Raw genomic sequence first — 16908 nt, forward strand, 5'->3', positions numbered from 1 at the left:
CTCCTAATTGCCAAATATAATGCCTGTTATCTCTCTATATCGGATAATGCGCGTAGAAATAGCGTGCGCAATGGCTTTGAAATATTGTACCACTCTCCAAGGGTCATTACCATAACTAAAGTGATTACGAAAACTGATATGAACTATAAAAAAAACTTTTACTCGCCCTCTCGCGCTCCACTTTACGATACCCACGTTCCGGCATCTTTACACAAATGCGCTTGTTTGCTACAATGGCAACGATTTTATATGTTAACCACTATCGACAAAGTTAAGGTTAACAAATACTGAAGGAGATGATCGGAATGAAACAATCTCCATCCGTGCCGACAGGTACATACGAGCAGCTTGTTGAGCTGGACCAAAACCATGTCTGGCATCCGTTTACTCAAATGAAACAATACAACGAAGAGCCTTCCCTCATCATTGAGCGTGGTGAGGGCATTATGCTATACGATCTTCAAGGGCGTTCCTATTACGACGGCTTCTCCTCCGTATGGCTAAACGTTCATGGGCACAACGTACCGGAATTAAATGCTGCTATTGCAGCTCAAATGGGGCGTGTCGCGCATTCGACGCTGCTTGGCATGGCCAATGTCCCTTCCATTCAATTGGCCGCGGAGCTGGCACACATTTCGCCTGCCGGCTTAACGAAAGTATTTTACTCTGATTCCGGTTCGACCGGCGTTGAGATCGGGCTAAAAATGGCCTATCAATATTGGCGCAATCGCGGCATTGCCGGCAAAACCTCTTTCGTCACGATGCGGGAAGCTTATCATGGCGACACAATCGGCGCTGTCAGCGTAGGCGCTATTCCGCTCTATCATGAGGTGTTTCGGCCGCTCTTATTCCCTTCGTTTACCGTTCCTTATCCGAACAGCTATCACCATGAAGGCGGCGCCGAAGGGGCGCTTGCCGAGACGCTGGCGCAGCTGGAGCAAACGCTGAAAGAGCATGCTTCTGAGATTGCGGCTCTTATTGTAGAGCCGCTCGTGCAAGGGGCAAGCGGCATCATCCTTATGCCGCCCGGCTGCCTGACCGCAATAGCAAAGCTATGCCGCGCGTATGATGTCCTGCTTATCGCAGACGAAGTCGCGACGGGCTTTGGACGTACGGGGCGCATGTTCGCGTGCGATCATGAGGGCGTTTCTCCTGATATTATGGTCGTTGGCAAAGGACTTACCGGCGGCTATTTGCCCGTTGCGGCAACGCTTGCTACCCATGAGGTATACAACGCGTTTTATGCGGATTACGAGGAGCAGAAAACTTTCTTCCACGGGCACTCCTTCACAGGAAATCCGCTTGGCTGCGCGGTCGCGTTAGAGAGCTTGAGGCTAATGCGCGAGCGGCGCATCGTGGAGTCGGTCGAAGAAAAAGGGCAGCTGGTCGCTGATCGCCTTGCCCCATTGCTGGACCGGCCTCACGTAGGCGAAATTCGCCAGCAAGGCCTCATGATCGGTATTGAGCTCGTGGCCGATAAACAATCCAAAACGGCTTATCATTGGAATGAGAGGATCGGTATGTTGGTATGCCGCCGCGCACGCGATTTAGGCATGCTGACGAGGCCGCTTGGCAATGTTGTTGTGTTTATCCCTCCGCTTGTCAGCACAAACGAAGAGCTGGAGGCCATGTGCGGCATTTTGATCCAAGCGATCATCGATGTTACTGAAGGCGGGTGGCGTCCTTGAGCAGTAATAGCGGCAGCACGTCCAATGCCCCCCTTCCCCACCAAAACGGCCTATTCATAACGGGAACGGATACCGGCGTTGGCAAAACGATCGTGACCGCTGCGCTTGCTGCCGTCCTGCGTGCTGAGAGGCCGGGGCTGTCAAAGGAAGTCGGCGTCTGGAAGCCCGTCCAATCCGGTGAACGTATGGGTGCGGGACGCACCGATGCCGAGAGGCTTGTCCAAGCTGCGGGATTAACCGACGCGCCAGAAGAGCTTTGCGCCTATACGTTCGAAGCCCCGCTGGCCCCGGCCGTTGCGGCTCGCCTCGCCGGCGTTCGGCTAACAATAGAAGCGGTCATCGCCTCAGCGATTCCGCTGTTTCAACGATATGGCACCATGCTGGTCGAAGGCGCTGGAGGCGCAGCTGTTCCCCTTACGGAGAAGGAGCTCGTTGCCGATTTGATCGTAAAATTAGGTATGCCTGCTCTTATTGTCGCTCGATCAGGCCTCGGCACCGTAAACCATACGCTGCTTACGATCGATAAGCTGCGCAGCATGGGCGTCACTATTGCAGGCGTCGTGCTTAATGATGGCGCTGCGACAGCAACGAGCTCATGTGATGATCCAAGCGTAAACGGCAATGCCGCGCTGATCGAACAATACAGCGGAATTCCCGTGTGGGGGACGCTGCCGAGAGGACTGCCTGAACATTCTCCGGCGCAGCTGGCAGAAAGAACGCGGAAGGCGCTCGATCTATCGGCGCTGAAAGCCGCCTTGCCTATGGCCCCCGCTGCTGGAGGTGCCGATTGGTCATGATGGATCAACAGTGGATGGCTGAGCAGCTGGAGCAGCTTAAACACCAATCGCAATTCCGAAAAATCACGACCACGCAGGCCGCAAACGGCGCGGCAGGACATTTGATGCGCGACGGCCATTCGTTGTTAAATATGTCAGCCAACGACTATCTTGGGCTATCGCAGCATCCGGATATCGCGGCAGCTATGATAGAGTCGCTTCAGGCCGATGGCGTAGGAGCTGGCGCGTCCAGGCTCATTACCGGCAGCAGCGCTCCCTATGCAAGGCTTGAAGCTGCATTAGCTGGATGGCATGGCTGCGAAGCTGCCCTTGTTTTCGGCAATGGCTACATGTGCAATCTCGGTACCATCGCCGCCTTAGCCGGGCGTGGCGATGTCGTATTAAGCGATCGGCTGAACCATGCCAGCATTGTCGACGGCATTCAGCTCAGCCGGGCGGAGCATGTACGTTACCGCCATCTTGATCTTGAGCATCTCGAAAGCCTGCTGGTCAAACATCGCGATGCAAGACGGATTTGGATCGTTACGGACGCGATTTTTTCCATGGACGGCGATGCAGCGCCTTTGACGGAGCTCGTCGAGCTAAAGCAGCGCTACGGCGCAGGCCTCATTGTCGACGAGGCGCACAGCGGCGGCATTTATGGCCCGAGAGGCCAAGGCTTGGCTGCTGAGCTGGGCGTTTCATCAGCCATCGATGTCCATATCGGCACATTCGGCAAATCGTTCGGCGTTTATGGCGCATACGTGGCCGGCTCAGCTGCTTTGTGCAAATGGCTTGTCAATAAAGCACGGCCGCTCATCTACTCTACCGCGCTCCCGCCTTCTGTCGTTGCGGGAACGCTTTGCTCGCTGCACATTGTCCAGCGTGAACGCTGGCGCGCGGAACGCGTCCGTGCAGCCGCTCGAAAGTTTCGTCATTCGCTAGACGAGGCCGGGATCAACACAAGCGGGCGGACCGATTGCCCCATTATTCCTGTCATCGTCGGCAGCAGCGATTCTGCCCTGCGGTTCAGCAAGCAGCTGGAACAGCATCGCATTCTAGCGTCTGCCATTCGGCCGCCTACCGTGCCCGACCATACCGCCCGTATCCGATTTTCCCTGTCGGCATCTCATTCCGAACTGGAGCTGGACGAGGCGCTTCGGGTCATTAAACGAACCGCGATGGAAACGGAGTTTGCGGATGAATAATCAAATGCCATACGCCTTGGTTTGGTTGCCGGGCTGGAGCTTTACCTGCGAGGCATTCTCGCCGCTCCGCTCCCATTTGTCTGTTGTAGCCAAACATAATGAAGCTAATTTCTGTTCAATTGCGACGGAGGAACAGCTCTATGCATGCGCAGTGGAAGCTGTGTTGAAGGCTCGTTCGGAGCTGACATCTGGAACGAAGCTGATCGCGATCGGCTGGTCGCTTGGCGGCATGCTAGCGATGAGGCTTGCAATGGAAGGATTGGCGGATGCCGTTGTTTCCATGTCTGCATCTGCGAGGTTTGTTCGCGATCGGAACCTGAGCCACCACGAGCGATCTGGCGGCTGGGACCCGCGCCAATTGCGGCGTATGCAGTCCGCGCTTGTTCACGATCGGCCGCAAGTTGAGGCGGGATTTCGAGCGCTCGCTCTATCGGAAGCAGACGCAGACCGCGGACTAGCCATTGCGGATGGCTTTTCGCCTGTGGGAGCTTGGTCTGTCGATGCACTTCATGCTGGACTCGACTTGTTATTGCATACAAATTTTGAGCCCGATCTGCCGAAGCTGCAGTGCCCCGTGCTGCTCATTCATGGAACTGCCGATGCAATATGTCCGGCCGCCGCATCCCTTGGCATCCACGCCAACGTTCCGCATTCCGAACTGTTCTTGATCGAAGGGGCTGGCCATGCGCCGTTTCTGAGTGATCCTGAAGCAGTTGCCCGGAGGATTGAGGGGTGGCTTGATGCGAACTTCTGACAAGCAAATCAAGGCGCAGTTTAATCGCAGCGCTGATCACCGTTATGATGCGAACGCCAAGGTCCAGCCTCGGATGGCCGACGCCTTGCTCTCCGAGCTTCGAACTCATTTTGTGCTTACATTGCCTGATGGGAGCAATCAGCCTCCTCAGATTTTAGAAATCGGGTGCGGAACCGGCGCCTTGACCCTACAACTAGCCCAGCAGCTCCCTCCCTCCTGCCGCATAACGGCGGTGGATCTCGCCCCCGGCATGCTGGAGGCGGCCCGCGGCAAGCTCAACAAGCGCTGTCCGCACACGCTCGATCGCGTCCGGTTCGTGGAGGCTAATGCCGAACAAGGCGACCTGCTGCCTGAATGGCATTCATCATATGCGCTAATCGCCTCCAATGCTTGCTTCCAATGGTTCAATCGACCTGTTGAAACGATTCGCAGCCTGCAGCAGTTGCTTGCCCCGGCTGGCATTCTCGCCTTCGCTACGTTTGGCCCTCGAACCATGCATGAGCTGCATGCTTCTTTTCAAGCGGCATATGCCAAGTTAAACCAGCCTTATCGGCATCATGGTTTAACCTTTCACTCTATCGAGCAATGGACTGCCCTGCTAGCGGAAGCTGGGCTGCAGGTCGTACATGCCTCTTCTTATGAAGAAACGGAGCTCCACCCGACGCCGGCTGCATTTTTGCATGCGGTGAAGGCAGTGGGAGCCGGTGCTTCAGAGGCAGGGGAGGCCGAAGCCGCTTCGCCGCCTGCAGCAGGCATTCAGCGCCGTTTGTTCCGTGAAATGTTCAAAGCATACGAACAACATTTCCCCGCTCCCTCAGGTGAAGGCGTTGCCGCTACCTACGAGGTGCTGATTTTTATTGCCAAACCAGATGAGCATTCGAATTAAACGCCAAAAGAGGGTGAGCTTCGGCATAATGCCTTGCTCACCCTCTTTTTTTGTTGCGTCTAGTTAAACACGACCGTCTTGTTCTGGTGAACAAGCATCCGGTCCTCGATATGCCATTTGACGCCGCGCGCGAGTACGACACGCTCGATCGTCCGGCCAATTCGCTTCAAATCATCGACGTTATCACGATGGCTGACGCGTTGAACGTCCTGCTCGATGATCGGGCCGCCGTCCAGCTCTTCGGTCACATAGTGCGCAGTAGCGCCAATGATTTTGACACCGCGGCTATACGCTTGCTGGTATGGCTTGCCGCCTACGAATGCAGGCAAGAACGAATGGTGAATGTTGATGATCCGGTTCGGGAATTGCTCGATGAACTTCTGCGGAATGATTTGCATGTACCGTGCCAGCACGATGAGATCAATCTTGTCGGCAACAAGCTCCATCTGCTTCTTCTCCGCTTCCGGCTTGGTTTCCGGCGTTACCGGGATATGGTGATAAGGAATGCCGAAGCCTTCCACCAGTTCACGCATATCATTGTGATTGCTCACAACCATCGCGATGTCCGCATCGAGGTCTCCCGCTTGCCACTGCCACAGCAGCTCCAGCAAACAGTGGTCTTCTTTGGAAACGAAGATCGCAATCCGCTTCTTGCGGCTTGCGCGGAACGTATGCCATTTCATATCAAAACGATCCGCGACGCGAACGAAATCCTCTTGCAAGATTGGCAGTTCCCGCTCGAGATCGTTGAGATCGAATTCAAAGCGGATAAAGAACATGCCGCCTTCCGGATCCATCGTATATTGGTCGGATTGAACAATGTTCGCCCCATGCTCATACAGAAAATGAGATACTGCGGCTACAATGCCCGGACGATCCGGGCATGAAATCAGCATGCGAGCCCGTTTGCTTTTGTCGCCACGATGCTTCGATTGCTGAGGTTGATATTGTTGTTGCATGACTTTACGACTTCCTTCCGTCCTCTTAATGTCAACTAAGCGTTGACGAGCGCTTCTTTACCTGCAAACCAGCCGATGAGGCGATGGTTAATCTGCTCTTCGGTATGATTCGGGAATACCGCGTGCTCAAGCACGAGGTCATAGAGGCGATCCATCGGCTCGCGCGGATCTGCTTTTTTCGCTTTCGCATCATTTTTGAGCACATCCCAAACGTTCAACACGTACGGGCGCGCTTCGATCGATTGCTCCGCGAAGAACCGATGCAGGCGCTCAACGTCCTCGAAGTACGATTCGCCGAACCGTTGTGCAGCATCGCCGCGCAAGAGCGCGATCTCGGCTTCATACATCGGACGTTCCTTCTTATCGTTCTTGCCGATCCATGGCGTCTCTAGAATGAATGGACGACCAGCAAGCGCTTCATGATGAACGACGCCGCGAATGCCCTCGTAGCCAATCCAGCCTGCACCGACTGGCGCATGGCGGTCTTTGCCTGCTCCACGCGAATTCTTGCTATCGTTCAGATGGACAACCGCGATACGGTCGAGTCCGACGATGCGATCGAACTCCGCTAACACGCCGTCCAGATCGTTCACGATGTCATAGCCTGCATCATGAATATGGCAGGTATCCATGCAAACCGTCAGGCGCTCATTGTCACGCACTTTATCGATAATCGACGCGAGCTCGTCGAAGCTCCGGCCGATTTCCGTGCCTTTGCCCGCCATCGTTTCAAGCGCGATATTTACCTTGGTTTCCTTCGTACCTTCAAGAACCTCGTTCAGCCCTTCAGCGATGCGGTTAATGCCGTACTCCGCATCTTTATCCGTATACGCGCCAGGGTGAAGAACAATGTTTCGAACGCCCAAATAGTCCGTCCTGCGGATCTCCTCCTGAAGGAATCGAACAGCCAGCTCAAAAGTGTCTTCCTTATACGAACCTAGGTTTACGATATAAGGGGCGTGAACGACGATCTCGCCAATGTTGGCTTGACGCATCGCTTCGCGCCCTTCTTCAATATATAAAGTTTCGATTGGTTTGCGGCGAGTGTTTTGTGGTGCGCCGGTATAGATCATGAATGTGCTGGAGCCATAAGATACAGCTTCCTCCGCCGCCGTCAGCAATCCTTTATCGGAAAATGAAACGTGGGAGCCTATTTTCAACATGAGCAAACGCCCCTTTCTTTTGATCACCCCTTATTGTACAAGCAATATCGAAATAAATCTAGGAATACGGTATAATTCATACCGAGGTGAATACAATCCATGAATGGACAAAGCTGGTTCATGTATTTCATTATGTTTTGGGTTGTCGTCATGGTCGGATTTATGGCGATCGGCGGCTTCTTCATGTTCCGCAAATTTCTTAAAGTGTTACCCAAGCGCGACGGGAAATCGAAGCTCGATTGGCAAAATTATTGGGTCGAGCGTAGCCGCGGCATGTGGACCGACGATTCCAAAGCTTTTCTGGAAGAGCTCGTATCGCCTGTTCCAAGCGCATTCCGCGACATCGCCAGACATACGATCGCAGCGCGTATCGCGCAGGTTGCAATCGAGCATGGGCAGTCAGAGGTTTCACGCGACCACTGCATCGAAGGCTACATTCGTGCAACGCCGAAGCGCGACTATCGAAGTCTCATCAGCTTTTTGAATAAACGAGGCATCGACTACAGCCCCTATAATCATCTATTGAACAAATAGCATGCCGTTTGGGCGAAAGCCCAGCGGGGTAAACAAACGTTATACACCAGGAGGTGGAATATAATGAATGCTACAATTCGCAATATGTCCAGACGAAGCCGAACGGTCAAAACGATTGCCGCATCGCTTCTGCTCGCCGCACTAATGACAACGGCCGCATGCGGCGCATCGAACAAGCCGCTCAGCGATGGCTCGGTTGAAACTTCCGGCACGGGTACCCCTGATTCGAGCACGGACACGACGGACAACAAAGCAGAAACGAACGATACAGCTGGCACAGCTTCCGATAACGAAGTAAGCGGCACCGGAGCAACGGAAACAGGAACGGCTACGCCGGAGCAGGAGCCCAATAATGAGGAAAAGACCGACTCCTCCACCGATGAAGGCCAGAATGCTGCATCTACCGATCAGGGAGATGCTTCCGTAAAGCAAGCAACAGGCACCTTCAACGGATTAGCCGATTCGCATTCCGCAGAAATTACTACCGCGGACGGAACCGTCGTCTATCAGATCGAGGAATCCATCACGGATCAAGTGTCGAATTTGGAAGAAGGCGCAAAAATTCAATTCGAGTATACGGAGAAAGCGCTCGATGGCGGCCAACAGCTGTGGTTGACCAAGGTAGCGGCTTCCAACTAAATAAAGCTCAAATTAACGAGGGCAAGGAACATAGGAGCGTGTAGAGGATGCGCATTGCGATTACGGGAGGCACTGGATTTATCGGTCAAGCTCTCGTCCAGGCATTAGTCGCCCGCGGCGACGAGGTCATCGTGCTTACACGGGCAATACCGCAAGCGACGAAGCAGCAGGACCATGTCAGTTACCTCACATGGGAAGAGGCAGCCGATCCCGTGCGCCTCGGTACGCTCGATGCAATCGTGAATCTTGCTGGAGAGACGATCAGCAGACGTTGGACAACCGAGGGCAAACAGCAGATCTTACACTCGCGGCTGCAAGCGGCTTCGAATGTTGCAGCTATTGCAGCTGCGCAGCCCGTTCGGCCGCATGTTGTCGTCAATGCTTCCGGGATATCCGTCTATGGCTCAACGGATGAGCGCATCGTCGATGAATCTAGTCCTCCCGGGCAAGACTTTTTGAGCGATGTTGTTGTGCAGTGGGAGGCAGCCGCTGACCGCATTCCTGCAGATCGGATCGTTAAGCTCCGGACGGGCGTCGTACTGGACGCGGCAGGCAAAGCGTTCTCGCTTATGGCTCTGCCGTATAAGCTGTTCGTCGGCGGAAAGGTCGGCAGCGGCAAGCAGTGGTTATCATGGATCCACCGCGAAGACATGGTCCGGTTAATCCTGTTCAGCCTTGATCATGAACAGCTGTCTGGGCCAATCAACGCTTGTGCGCCGCAGCCCGTAACGAATGACGAGTTCGGCAGAGCGCTGGGCAAAGCCTACCATCGTCCGCATTGGCTGCCTGTACCCGCATTTGCTTTTCGCATCCTATTCGGCGAAATGTCATCGCTGCTGCTAGAAGGCCAACGCGCGCTTCCGAAGCAAGCAACACAAGCTGGCTTCGTATTCCGCTATCCTGCCATCCATGAAGCGCTGGCAGCTATTGCACAGAAGCAATGATCAATCTCATAACTGGCGTACCGTGTAAACCGGCCCGCCGCTACCCGCAAGCTGCAAGGCGTCCCCGTCCTGCAGCTTGTATGTTTTATACGCGATCATTGGATTACCGTTTAAGGTCGTGCCGTTGCGGGAGCCCATATCTTTGGCCATCAGCCCATCGACATTTCCATCAAGCTCAACATGCACACGAGAGATGCCTGAATGCGCATCTGCATAATCGACCTTTTCCGCAAACCGACCAATTTGGAACACGGCTGATTGTTGCTGTAATTTCGAAGATAAATGGATCGTATCCTTGCTGCCATCCGCACTTCTTTCTAATTGCCATCGCGGAGTAGCCTGCTGGCTCATTTCAGCTTTCCCTTCGCTTTTCCCCATCCATACCGTTGCATCTGGCACGATGCTCGCAAGTTGTGGATTTCGCTTCTGCCGAGGCGCGGCAGCATCCGAACCAACGGGCACATCCATATCGACGGGAGGATTGCCAGCATGAATTGGAGCGGATCTAGCTTGGTTGAACAGCGAACGATTTTCCAGCATGCGCGAATCCGGCCAGTACATCGGTTCTTCCTGAACACTCTGTTCATGCGGTTCGAACGAAGAAGTTCCGAAAATCGTTGTTGTCCCGCTGCTTACCCTTCGCAGCTTCTGGCGCCAAACACCCCATCCTCCCGCCACAATGCATAACGTTGCTCCGGCGCTCATCAGTAACCTTCCTTCCGAAGGGTTTGCTGCATATCCATACCTCCAAGAGAGTGCAGCAACAATAAAGCAAACGGCAATCAACAGCCATCGTGATCGCGACAATTCCGGTGCGTTCACGCTTGCTTCCGCACCCTCACCCGCTGCATCCTGTTCGGAACTCCCCCATGCCATCGGGCTTTCCCATTTCTGCTGTAATGGAGGAATTGGCTGAATCGGCGGCTGATGCACGGAAAGCTCACGCGCAGCTGGCTCATCGTTTAGGATGACTGGAGAAGCAGTTAATGGTGATCTTGCTTCTTCAGACTGATCGCCTTCACCTAGCAGCAAGAGCAAGGTACGCTTTAAAGCAGATCGAACCCCCTGACCGTCGTTAAGCTGTTTCAGCACCAACTGGAGCCCGTCCCCATCCAAGCTATGGACATGCGCTGCTAGTCGAAGGACGAGCGAAGCAAAGCCTCCCGCTCCACCTTCAGGCTGGCGTTCTTGATCGGCAGATGCTATGAGCGGTACATACAACAGCGAAACATCCTCCCACTTGTCCCCAACGAATAAATAAGGCTCACGAAGCAAACAGCATTCCGGCCGCAGCAAATACGATTTACATTCATCCAACGCTTCAGCAACGGCGAGCAAAAAAACATAAAAATCGTTCATGCCCATCGGTTTTAACTGAAGCTGATGCGCAAGCATACGTCTTCCCTCGATCGCGTATCGGAAAGAGACATTCCCATCCATGTCAGCCCATTCAACGGGCAGCAGAAATGGAATCCGATTCCCTCTTAGCATTTGCATTTCCATAGCGTCCAGCTCGTCTCGCTTGATCGGACACTCTCGTTCGAGAATAAGCTCATGCCCCCTAGCCATTGCAAAGTCTACTCGAAATGAATCCATGCTTCCCCTTCTCTCTATCGAAAATGGATACGACTAAAACAACCAGCAGGTCACAGCGGCAGGCGCAACTGCCAGCATAAATGGGAAACGAGTGCCTCCGGCAAATAAGCCGCTCACAGCTACTACAGCTCCCCAGCTTTCGCGCATGGCTGCACCTACGACCAACAATCTGCGTATGACAAGCATTAGAACGCCCAGCGCTCCTGCATACAATATCGAATAGACGAACAACTGGATAATATCCGACGTGCCAAGCCACGCCCCTAGTGCAGCAAATAGCTTAACGTCGCCAGCGCCTACGCCTTTTATCGCATACATGGTAACCAGCGGCACAAGGCCAGCTACTGCCCCTACCAAAGCGAACTGCAGCCCGCCGACTCCAGCCGCTAGCACATGAGCGAGCAACGCGGCCGCAAAAGATCCCCCCGTAAGCCAGTTCGGTATTCGCATGCTTCTTACATCTGTAGCAAAAGCAATTACTACAAGCACACAAGCACCTAATTGTTCCAACACAATTCCCGCCCCCTATCCGATTCCTGAGTCTGTTTACTTCGGGGATTTCTCTACGATAAAGCTGCGCCCAGCAGATGCGCCATCTGCGGCTTCGACATTTAAGCTCCATATCCCTGGCGTTGTATTTCCAGATACCAGCCATGTCCACGTCACATAACCATCGGAGTCAGACACGGCTGTACCGACGTTTCGAGCCTCGCTATAACCGCTTTTATATAGGATGGACAAGGTGAGCGCCAGGTTTGGCTTCGTTCTTGCCGTTACCGTTGCCCTTCGGCCGGGCCGCAAAGGTTCCGGCTCAAGCGCAACGATTTGGACGAACGTACCGGTATTGGATTCAGAGCCGAACTGCGCAGGGGCTGAATCTGGCAGCCAAGCCCGTTCGACAGCTTGTTCACGAAGCACAATGGAACGATTGATAAGAGGGACCCGCAGCGGAAAGACGTATTCCGCTTCAAGCTCCACGAACGCGCTACCGCTGCTTGCAAGTGCCGGGAGAACTGCTTTATGGAGTGAAACCTCTTCGGCTTGCAGCACCGATTGATCTGAATATCGCTGCAGCAGCGGCGTAAGCGCCTCTCGGCCCGCAACAGAAGCGCCATAATCAGCGATTGTCCCCCAATCGCCGCGCAATGCAGCGGAAGAAAGCTTTCCAACTGGATCAGGCAGCCACTTCGCTGCCTCTGCCGCTATTTCCGACCAGCGTGAGAGCTGCTGATTTTGATTTAGCGGCAGGTGGACAGGCATCGCATTTACCGATTGTGCCGCCAATGAAATGGGATGCCAGTGCGCAGCGGTCTGCTTTGCCGTCTGCACGGAAGCGGACTGTAACGCAATCTGAGCAGATGTGAGCCGAATAACAATGACGAGCGCCATAGCAAGCAGTAGAAAAAAAGGCAGGACGATAGAAGCCTCCAAAACAATGCCGCCATCATCCTTGCGATGAAAGCTTCTTTCGCGTTGCCTATCCAAATCAACTAACGATAGAGGGTCGCATGGCATCAGCTCAATAGGACAATCCTGCGAGCTTCGTCGTCTCATATCGATCACCCGCCACCCTCCCTTGCAGCATGCCGAATTGACCCAGCAGCTTCATTGCGCCGGAAAGGAACAACAGCTTCATCGATGCATCAACCGTTCCCGATATGGCTGCTGGCGTCCGAGACAAATCCGTCCCCGTATTCGTCTCCACGACCGCAGCAATGCGTGAAAGCCGAGCTTTTCCGTTCCCGTGCAGCAGCATGAAAAGCCGCAAATAATCTTTGTAATGCAGATCAATACTCGCATATTTAGACAGCTTGGTCGCGCCTCGTTCCATCAGCTCCGACATGTCGGATAATGCATTTTTCATCGCATAGACCACAGCGGCGGACAAGACGAGCAGCGGATAACCGAGCGATCGGCATTCAATGAGCCCTTCCATGAGACGAATCGCAAATCGAACGCTGAATATTTCCGCATAAGCAGCCGTTACATTGGATGATGGGTTACGCAAGCCATATAACACATACTCTGCTTCCTGATCAGCAAACGTGAGGACGCGTCCTCCTATTGCAGCAGCTGCTGCATGAGTTCCGTCAACAGACGTGTTCGTTAGTGTTGGCGCGTAGGCACGGAGCCGATTCACGACATATTCCCCAACATATAAAGCATTTCGAGTACCCTCCATCATGTCTGCGATACCTCCGAACATCCCGCCCATTAGCGAATTAGAAGCTTCCGTTTGCGCTTGAGCAACGTCGGACCAAAGTGCCTCAGACGCAATCGTTTCATCAGCAGCCTGATTAAACTGCAAATTGCGACGATAGCGCTGCTGCACAAGGTCGAGCAGTTCAGATTCATCCCCAACGCTAGCCGTACCAATCAGCTGCTTCGCTTGACCGAGTAACGTATTCGCTTCATTTTCGTTTTTTTTGCGCTGCTCGTCTGCCGCCTCATTGACTCGAATCATCGCTTCCCGTTTCTCAAGAACGCTCCCCGGAGCCGCATATCGATCCGCAAACGCGTCATATTGAAGTTTTAAGCTATTTGCGCCAGAACGCAATCTCCCCTCCGCGCTGGAGTTCCCAGCTATCGCGGCTGTTGCATCGGCAGCGAACTGCTCCGCAGCAGTCGATAGGGCTGACAGATCAGAAGCTTGCCTATTGATCTCATTCTGGAAGTCTATAAACCAGCTGTCGGGATATACGAGCTGATCAGCCGTTTTTCTAATATCCTGGAGCGCCGTATTCGTTCCGTCCGAGCCTGACCATACAGAAGTGGTAGAGGAAGCAGCCAATGATTGGCCCGCGTGTGAAACGCGGTCATAGCCTTGCGGCAGAGCGGCCTCTGCTTGCTGAGCGGCCAGTTGGATTTCGCCGTTAAGCCGTCGCGCTTCTGCTAGATGGCTTAGCGCGGATTGCTTCAAAACTTGCCCCTTCTCCTTCGCTTTGCTGGCTGCATTGCTCAAGGCAGACGCCTCTGCTCGCACGCTTTGCTCATGCTGGCGAATGCTCGCCTGCAAGGCAGCAAGCTTATCAATATCGGCTTGTTTAGCCTGATCGCCGCTTGCTTCGGGCGCCGCTGGCGCATTCGTTCCCATCGCATTCGGCGTCGCATCAGCTCCTGTTGCAGTTGCCGCTGCCTCAGCTGCTGCTATAGAAGCAGATAGTCGCTGCGCTTGCTCCTGATCGCTCCGGTACGAGTCAAAGCCCGCTGCAAGGGTACTAGCTGAACTCCCTGACATTCCATTCGCCAGCTTTGCGGCCTCCTGCAAATCGGTTAACGCTAGAAGCAAATGCTTTTGCCGCTCATCATACAGCTCGCCCATACGCGTTAATGCGTCCGAGGTAGCAGCGGATTCTTTCATAACTTTAGACAATGAAGCAAATTTGGAACCGAGCTCCATCATAAAATCGACGGGCGCCTTGATTTTCATTTCCTCAAAAATCTGCCTTTCCAGCACATCGTAACGCCCAAGATATGCCGCATCCTCGACCTGAAACCGATCCACGCGCGGCGCAACCGGACGAAATCGTTCATCCTTCCCGTTGAATTCCAGCGTACCTCGCAAGCTATGCTCAAAAATCGTCGTATTCGGCGTACCGCCTCTGCCAAATAACCCATAACGCTCATACAACGCAGCATCATATGCGGAAAGCACCGAACGGATCGACGTCCTGACCGCATGCTCGGTTAACGCGTTTAGTGATACGATTCGCGCGTAATCAATCAACACTGTCCCGAACAAAACGACGCCTGCGGTCACAATGGCAAGGAACGTCGTAACGGCTCCATCGGTGCCTCCCTTCAACGGAGCGGCCAGTCGTCGCAACAGACTCTCGTGCCCCGACTGCTTCTTTTTCTTCAACAGCATCATTGTCCAGCACCTCCTTCTAAGGCGCGGTAGACGATGTCTTTTTCTTCGCTGTCAGTTGAATCACTTGTCCCGCTTCCTTCCGTTTGGCGGCACCGCCAGCGCTAGAACGGTTGCCAAATTTACTTGTATAGTAGCGAAGCAGGTCAACGCTCCGTATAAACTCGGTTGGCTCTACAATGACAGAACCCGACAGCGCCTGCGGCTCCGATCGACCTAGCCATTGATTCAGCAAATTGATGTCCACCGGCAATCGTAAAGCCGTTTCAATCTGACGGTCGAACGCCCCCCGCTTATACCGATTCTCGCCGCCTGCTGATTCACGTAAATAAACCGAATCCCGTGCCAGCTTGCGCTCCGCAAGCGAATCATCTTCCGTTCCCGCCTGCTCCGATTGCCCGCCGCCCCGCCCCCTGCCAATGACGACGGAAGCACCGCTATCAGCCTCGCCAGTGGCCAGCCCGAACAGGGCGTCCAGCATATGATCCTCGCCCAGCCGCCAATACAAACCGTCGAACGCCCCGTCCTCTGCCAGTCCCGTCACCCGATCCCGTTTGCTGTTATCCCATAAGAAGGCGGTTCGCTCAGACGTGACGGAGGCTGCGCCGTATAGCACCGCTTTTTCATACATATAGCCCATAAATAATAACAAAGCCGCAATGATAGCGAATAATACTGGAAAAACGACGGTCGCCTCCAGCGTATAAGAGCCGGAATCATCAGCTATTAAAGATTTGATCCGCTTGATCATCCGCTTGTCCCATCAGCCGATTAACGAGCTCAATAATCCAATCCTTAAACAGCAGCGCAATAATAATAATGACTGCGATAATTAAAATGATTTCGAGCGTGCCCAAGCCTTCTTCCGATTTCCACAATTTCATCATTCGTTTATTCCAGCTGTTCGTCCATTTCGCGATCGTATTCATTTCCATCCACCCTCTCTGATTTCGTTAAGGCATCATCAATACAGCTGGCGCTGCGACTGCAATCAACAGTAAAAAGAAAATTCCTGCGAGCGGAAACACAAGCTTGGAGGAAGCCTCCTCGCCGCGCATGCGCGCGGTAGCTTTCCGTTTCTCCCATAACGAAAACGACAATTCTTTTAGCGCGAGCACGAATCGATCGCCGCCCTTACGGTAATGCAGGAGCACGACCGTTGCGAACATCGATGCCTCCTGCACGGCACAACGGCGGCTAAACGCTTCGATCGACTGTGCGAAGGATTGGCCGTTCTCAAGCGATCGAATCATCCGTGTCCACTCAACATGCAGCGGATGCTCAAGCTTCGCCTTTTTGCGCTTCTTCCCCTTATTGATCGAGCTGCCCGTTACGTCCTCTCGCCCATCCGCACATCGAATGATAGCCCGCTGCACCGTCTCGCCAGCTCCCACAAGCAGCATCAGCTTGCCAAGCACGTCAGGCAGCGCAAGCACCATATCCTGCCTGCGGCGTTCCATCTGCTGCGCAACTTCCCGGTACTTCGCAAGCGGCAGCATGACGCCAATCATCGCTCCGAGCGCCAGAAGCGCCCCCTCCTGCGCCAACGCGGCGAGTATCGCACTGCATGTCCAAGCCATCCATCCTAACCCGATAGCTTGTGCGGCATAACGCTCGGTATCGGCGAATCCCCAACTTTGCCCGCGCAGCACGCTCAATCGCACGTGAACGCCCGCAAGCGGCAGCTGCAATCGCTCGAGCAATCCCGTTCTCCTCGCTGCTTCAAGCGGCGCACACACGAGCAGCAGCTCCTTCAGCATTGCTGAAAGCTCCTTCTGCTTCATTGTTCTCGGCAATCTCTGCCATGCGAACAAGGCAGCAGCTCCCCATAGCAGCAAACTGCCAATAGCGCATATAGATGCCCAGATGATCATAAAATCCCCCTAACACGGG

Annotated in this window: 17 protein-coding genes; 8 read left to right on the plus strand and 9 right to left on the minus strand. The window is 54.0% G+C overall.

Features of this window, described 5'->3' with window-relative positions:
- Positions 1–305: 305 nt before the first annotated feature.
- From bioA to PAECUDRAFT_RS06675, 5 genes are read left to right on the plus strand one after another with little or no spacing between them, the layout of a single operon-like run.
- Positions 306–1688 carry an adenosylmethionine--8-amino-7-oxononanoate transaminase gene (gene bioA, locus PAECUDRAFT_RS06655; RefSeq protein WP_006037358.1) on the plus strand — a complete coding sequence of 461 codons (1383 nt, stop codon included), beginning with the start codon at positions 306–308 and terminating at the stop codon, positions 1686–1688.
- A complete protein-coding gene (bioD, locus tag PAECUDRAFT_RS06660; protein ID WP_407636289.1) occupies positions 1676–2485 on the plus strand; it encodes a dethiobiotin synthase in 810 nt (269 codons plus the stop codon). Before bioA ends, bioD begins: the two co-directional genes overlap by 13 nt.
- Entirely contained in the window at positions 2482–3672 is a 1191-nt protein-coding gene (gene bioF / locus PAECUDRAFT_RS06665) for an 8-amino-7-oxononanoate synthase (RefSeq protein ID WP_006037360.1), read from the plus strand. Before bioD ends, bioF begins: the two co-directional genes overlap by 4 nt.
- The gene (locus PAECUDRAFT_RS06670) at positions 3665–4426 is read left to right on the plus strand and encodes an alpha/beta fold hydrolase (protein WP_006037361.1); all 762 of its coding nucleotides are present in this window, start codon (positions 3665–3667) and stop codon (positions 4424–4426) included. Before bioF ends, PAECUDRAFT_RS06670 begins: the two co-directional genes overlap by 8 nt.
- A complete protein-coding gene (locus tag PAECUDRAFT_RS06675) occupies positions 4413–5312 on the plus strand; it encodes a methyltransferase (RefSeq protein ID WP_006037362.1) in 900 nt (299 codons plus the stop codon). Before PAECUDRAFT_RS06670 ends, PAECUDRAFT_RS06675 begins: the two co-directional genes overlap by 14 nt.
- A gap of 59 nt (positions 5313–5371) precedes the next feature.
- Here the strand turns inward: PAECUDRAFT_RS06675 and purU are convergent, their stop codons facing one another.
- Together purU and PAECUDRAFT_RS06685 are read right to left on the minus strand one after the other, a co-directional pair.
- A complete protein-coding gene (purU, locus tag PAECUDRAFT_RS06680; protein ID WP_006037363.1) occupies positions 5372–6271 on the minus strand; it encodes a formyltetrahydrofolate deformylase in 900 nt (299 codons plus the stop codon).
- 35 nt (positions 6272–6306) lie between these two features.
- Positions 6307–7434: a deoxyribonuclease IV gene (locus PAECUDRAFT_RS06685; protein WP_006037364.1), complete on the minus strand. Its 1128-nt coding sequence runs from the start codon at positions 7432–7434 to the stop codon at positions 6307–6309.
- Between the two features lie 99 nt (positions 7435–7533).
- Here PAECUDRAFT_RS06685 and PAECUDRAFT_RS06690 point away from each other — a divergent pair, with 99 nt between their 5' ends.
- From PAECUDRAFT_RS06690 to PAECUDRAFT_RS06700, 3 genes are all read left to right on the plus strand, one after another.
- Positions 7534–7968 (plus strand): DUF2621 domain-containing protein, encoded by a 435-nt coding sequence (locus tag PAECUDRAFT_RS06690; protein ID WP_006037365.1) that lies wholly within the window; start codon positions 7534–7536, stop codon positions 7966–7968.
- A gap of 63 nt (positions 7969–8031) precedes the next feature.
- The gene (locus PAECUDRAFT_RS06695; protein WP_006037366.1) at positions 8032–8607 is read left to right on the plus strand and encodes a hypothetical protein; all 576 of its coding nucleotides are present in this window, start codon (positions 8032–8034) and stop codon (positions 8605–8607) included.
- Between the two features lie 47 nt (positions 8608–8654).
- Entirely contained in the window at positions 8655–9551 is an 897-nt protein-coding gene (locus tag PAECUDRAFT_RS06700; protein ID WP_006037367.1) for a TIGR01777 family oxidoreductase, read from the plus strand.
- Positions 9552–9557: 6 nt separating this feature from the next.
- Here PAECUDRAFT_RS06700 and PAECUDRAFT_RS06705 read toward each other — a convergent pair whose 3' ends face one another.
- Genes PAECUDRAFT_RS06705 through PAECUDRAFT_RS06735 form a run of 7 tightly spaced genes read right to left on the minus strand, consistent with a single transcriptional unit; the run spans position 9558 to position 16889 of the window.
- A complete protein-coding gene (locus PAECUDRAFT_RS06705) occupies positions 9558–11147 on the minus strand; it encodes a DUF6382 domain-containing protein (protein ID WP_006037368.1) in 1590 nt (529 codons plus the stop codon).
- 33 nt (positions 11148–11180) lie between these two features.
- The gene (locus PAECUDRAFT_RS06710; protein WP_006037369.1) at positions 11181–11660 is read right to left on the minus strand and encodes an A24 family peptidase; all 480 of its coding nucleotides are present in this window, start codon (positions 11658–11660) and stop codon (positions 11181–11183) included.
- A 33-nt stretch (positions 11661–11693) separates the two neighbouring features.
- Positions 11694–12710, minus strand: coding sequence for a TadE/TadG family type IV pilus assembly protein (locus tag PAECUDRAFT_RS06715; RefSeq protein ID WP_006037370.1), 1017 nt, complete (start codon positions 12708–12710; stop codon positions 11694–11696).
- Entirely contained in the window at positions 12667–15018 is a 2352-nt protein-coding gene (locus tag PAECUDRAFT_RS06720; protein ID WP_006037371.1) for a hypothetical protein, read from the minus strand. The genes PAECUDRAFT_RS06715 and PAECUDRAFT_RS06720 overlap by 44 nt, the downstream gene beginning before the upstream one ends.
- A gap of 16 nt (positions 15019–15034) precedes the next feature.
- Positions 15035–15766 (minus strand): TadE/TadG family type IV pilus assembly protein, encoded by a 732-nt coding sequence (locus PAECUDRAFT_RS06725; protein WP_006037372.1) that lies wholly within the window; start codon positions 15764–15766, stop codon positions 15035–15037.
- Positions 15735–15944, minus strand: a complete 210-nt coding sequence (locus PAECUDRAFT_RS06730) for a Flp1 family type IVb pilin (RefSeq protein WP_006037373.1) — start codon at positions 15942–15944, stop codon at positions 15735–15737. The genes PAECUDRAFT_RS06725 and PAECUDRAFT_RS06730 overlap by 32 nt, the downstream gene beginning before the upstream one ends.
- Positions 15945–15968: 24 nt before the next feature.
- On the minus strand, positions 15969–16889 hold the full coding sequence (locus PAECUDRAFT_RS06735; protein ID WP_040711798.1) for a type II secretion system F family protein: 921 nt from the start codon (positions 16887–16889) through the stop codon (positions 15969–15971).
- Positions 16890–16908 lie beyond the last annotated feature (19 nt).

This window comes from Paenibacillus curdlanolyticus YK9 (assembly GCF_000179615.1).
In the GTDB taxonomy this organism is placed as follows: Bacteria; Bacillota; Bacilli; order Paenibacillales; family Paenibacillaceae; genus Paenibacillus_T; species Paenibacillus_T curdlanolyticus.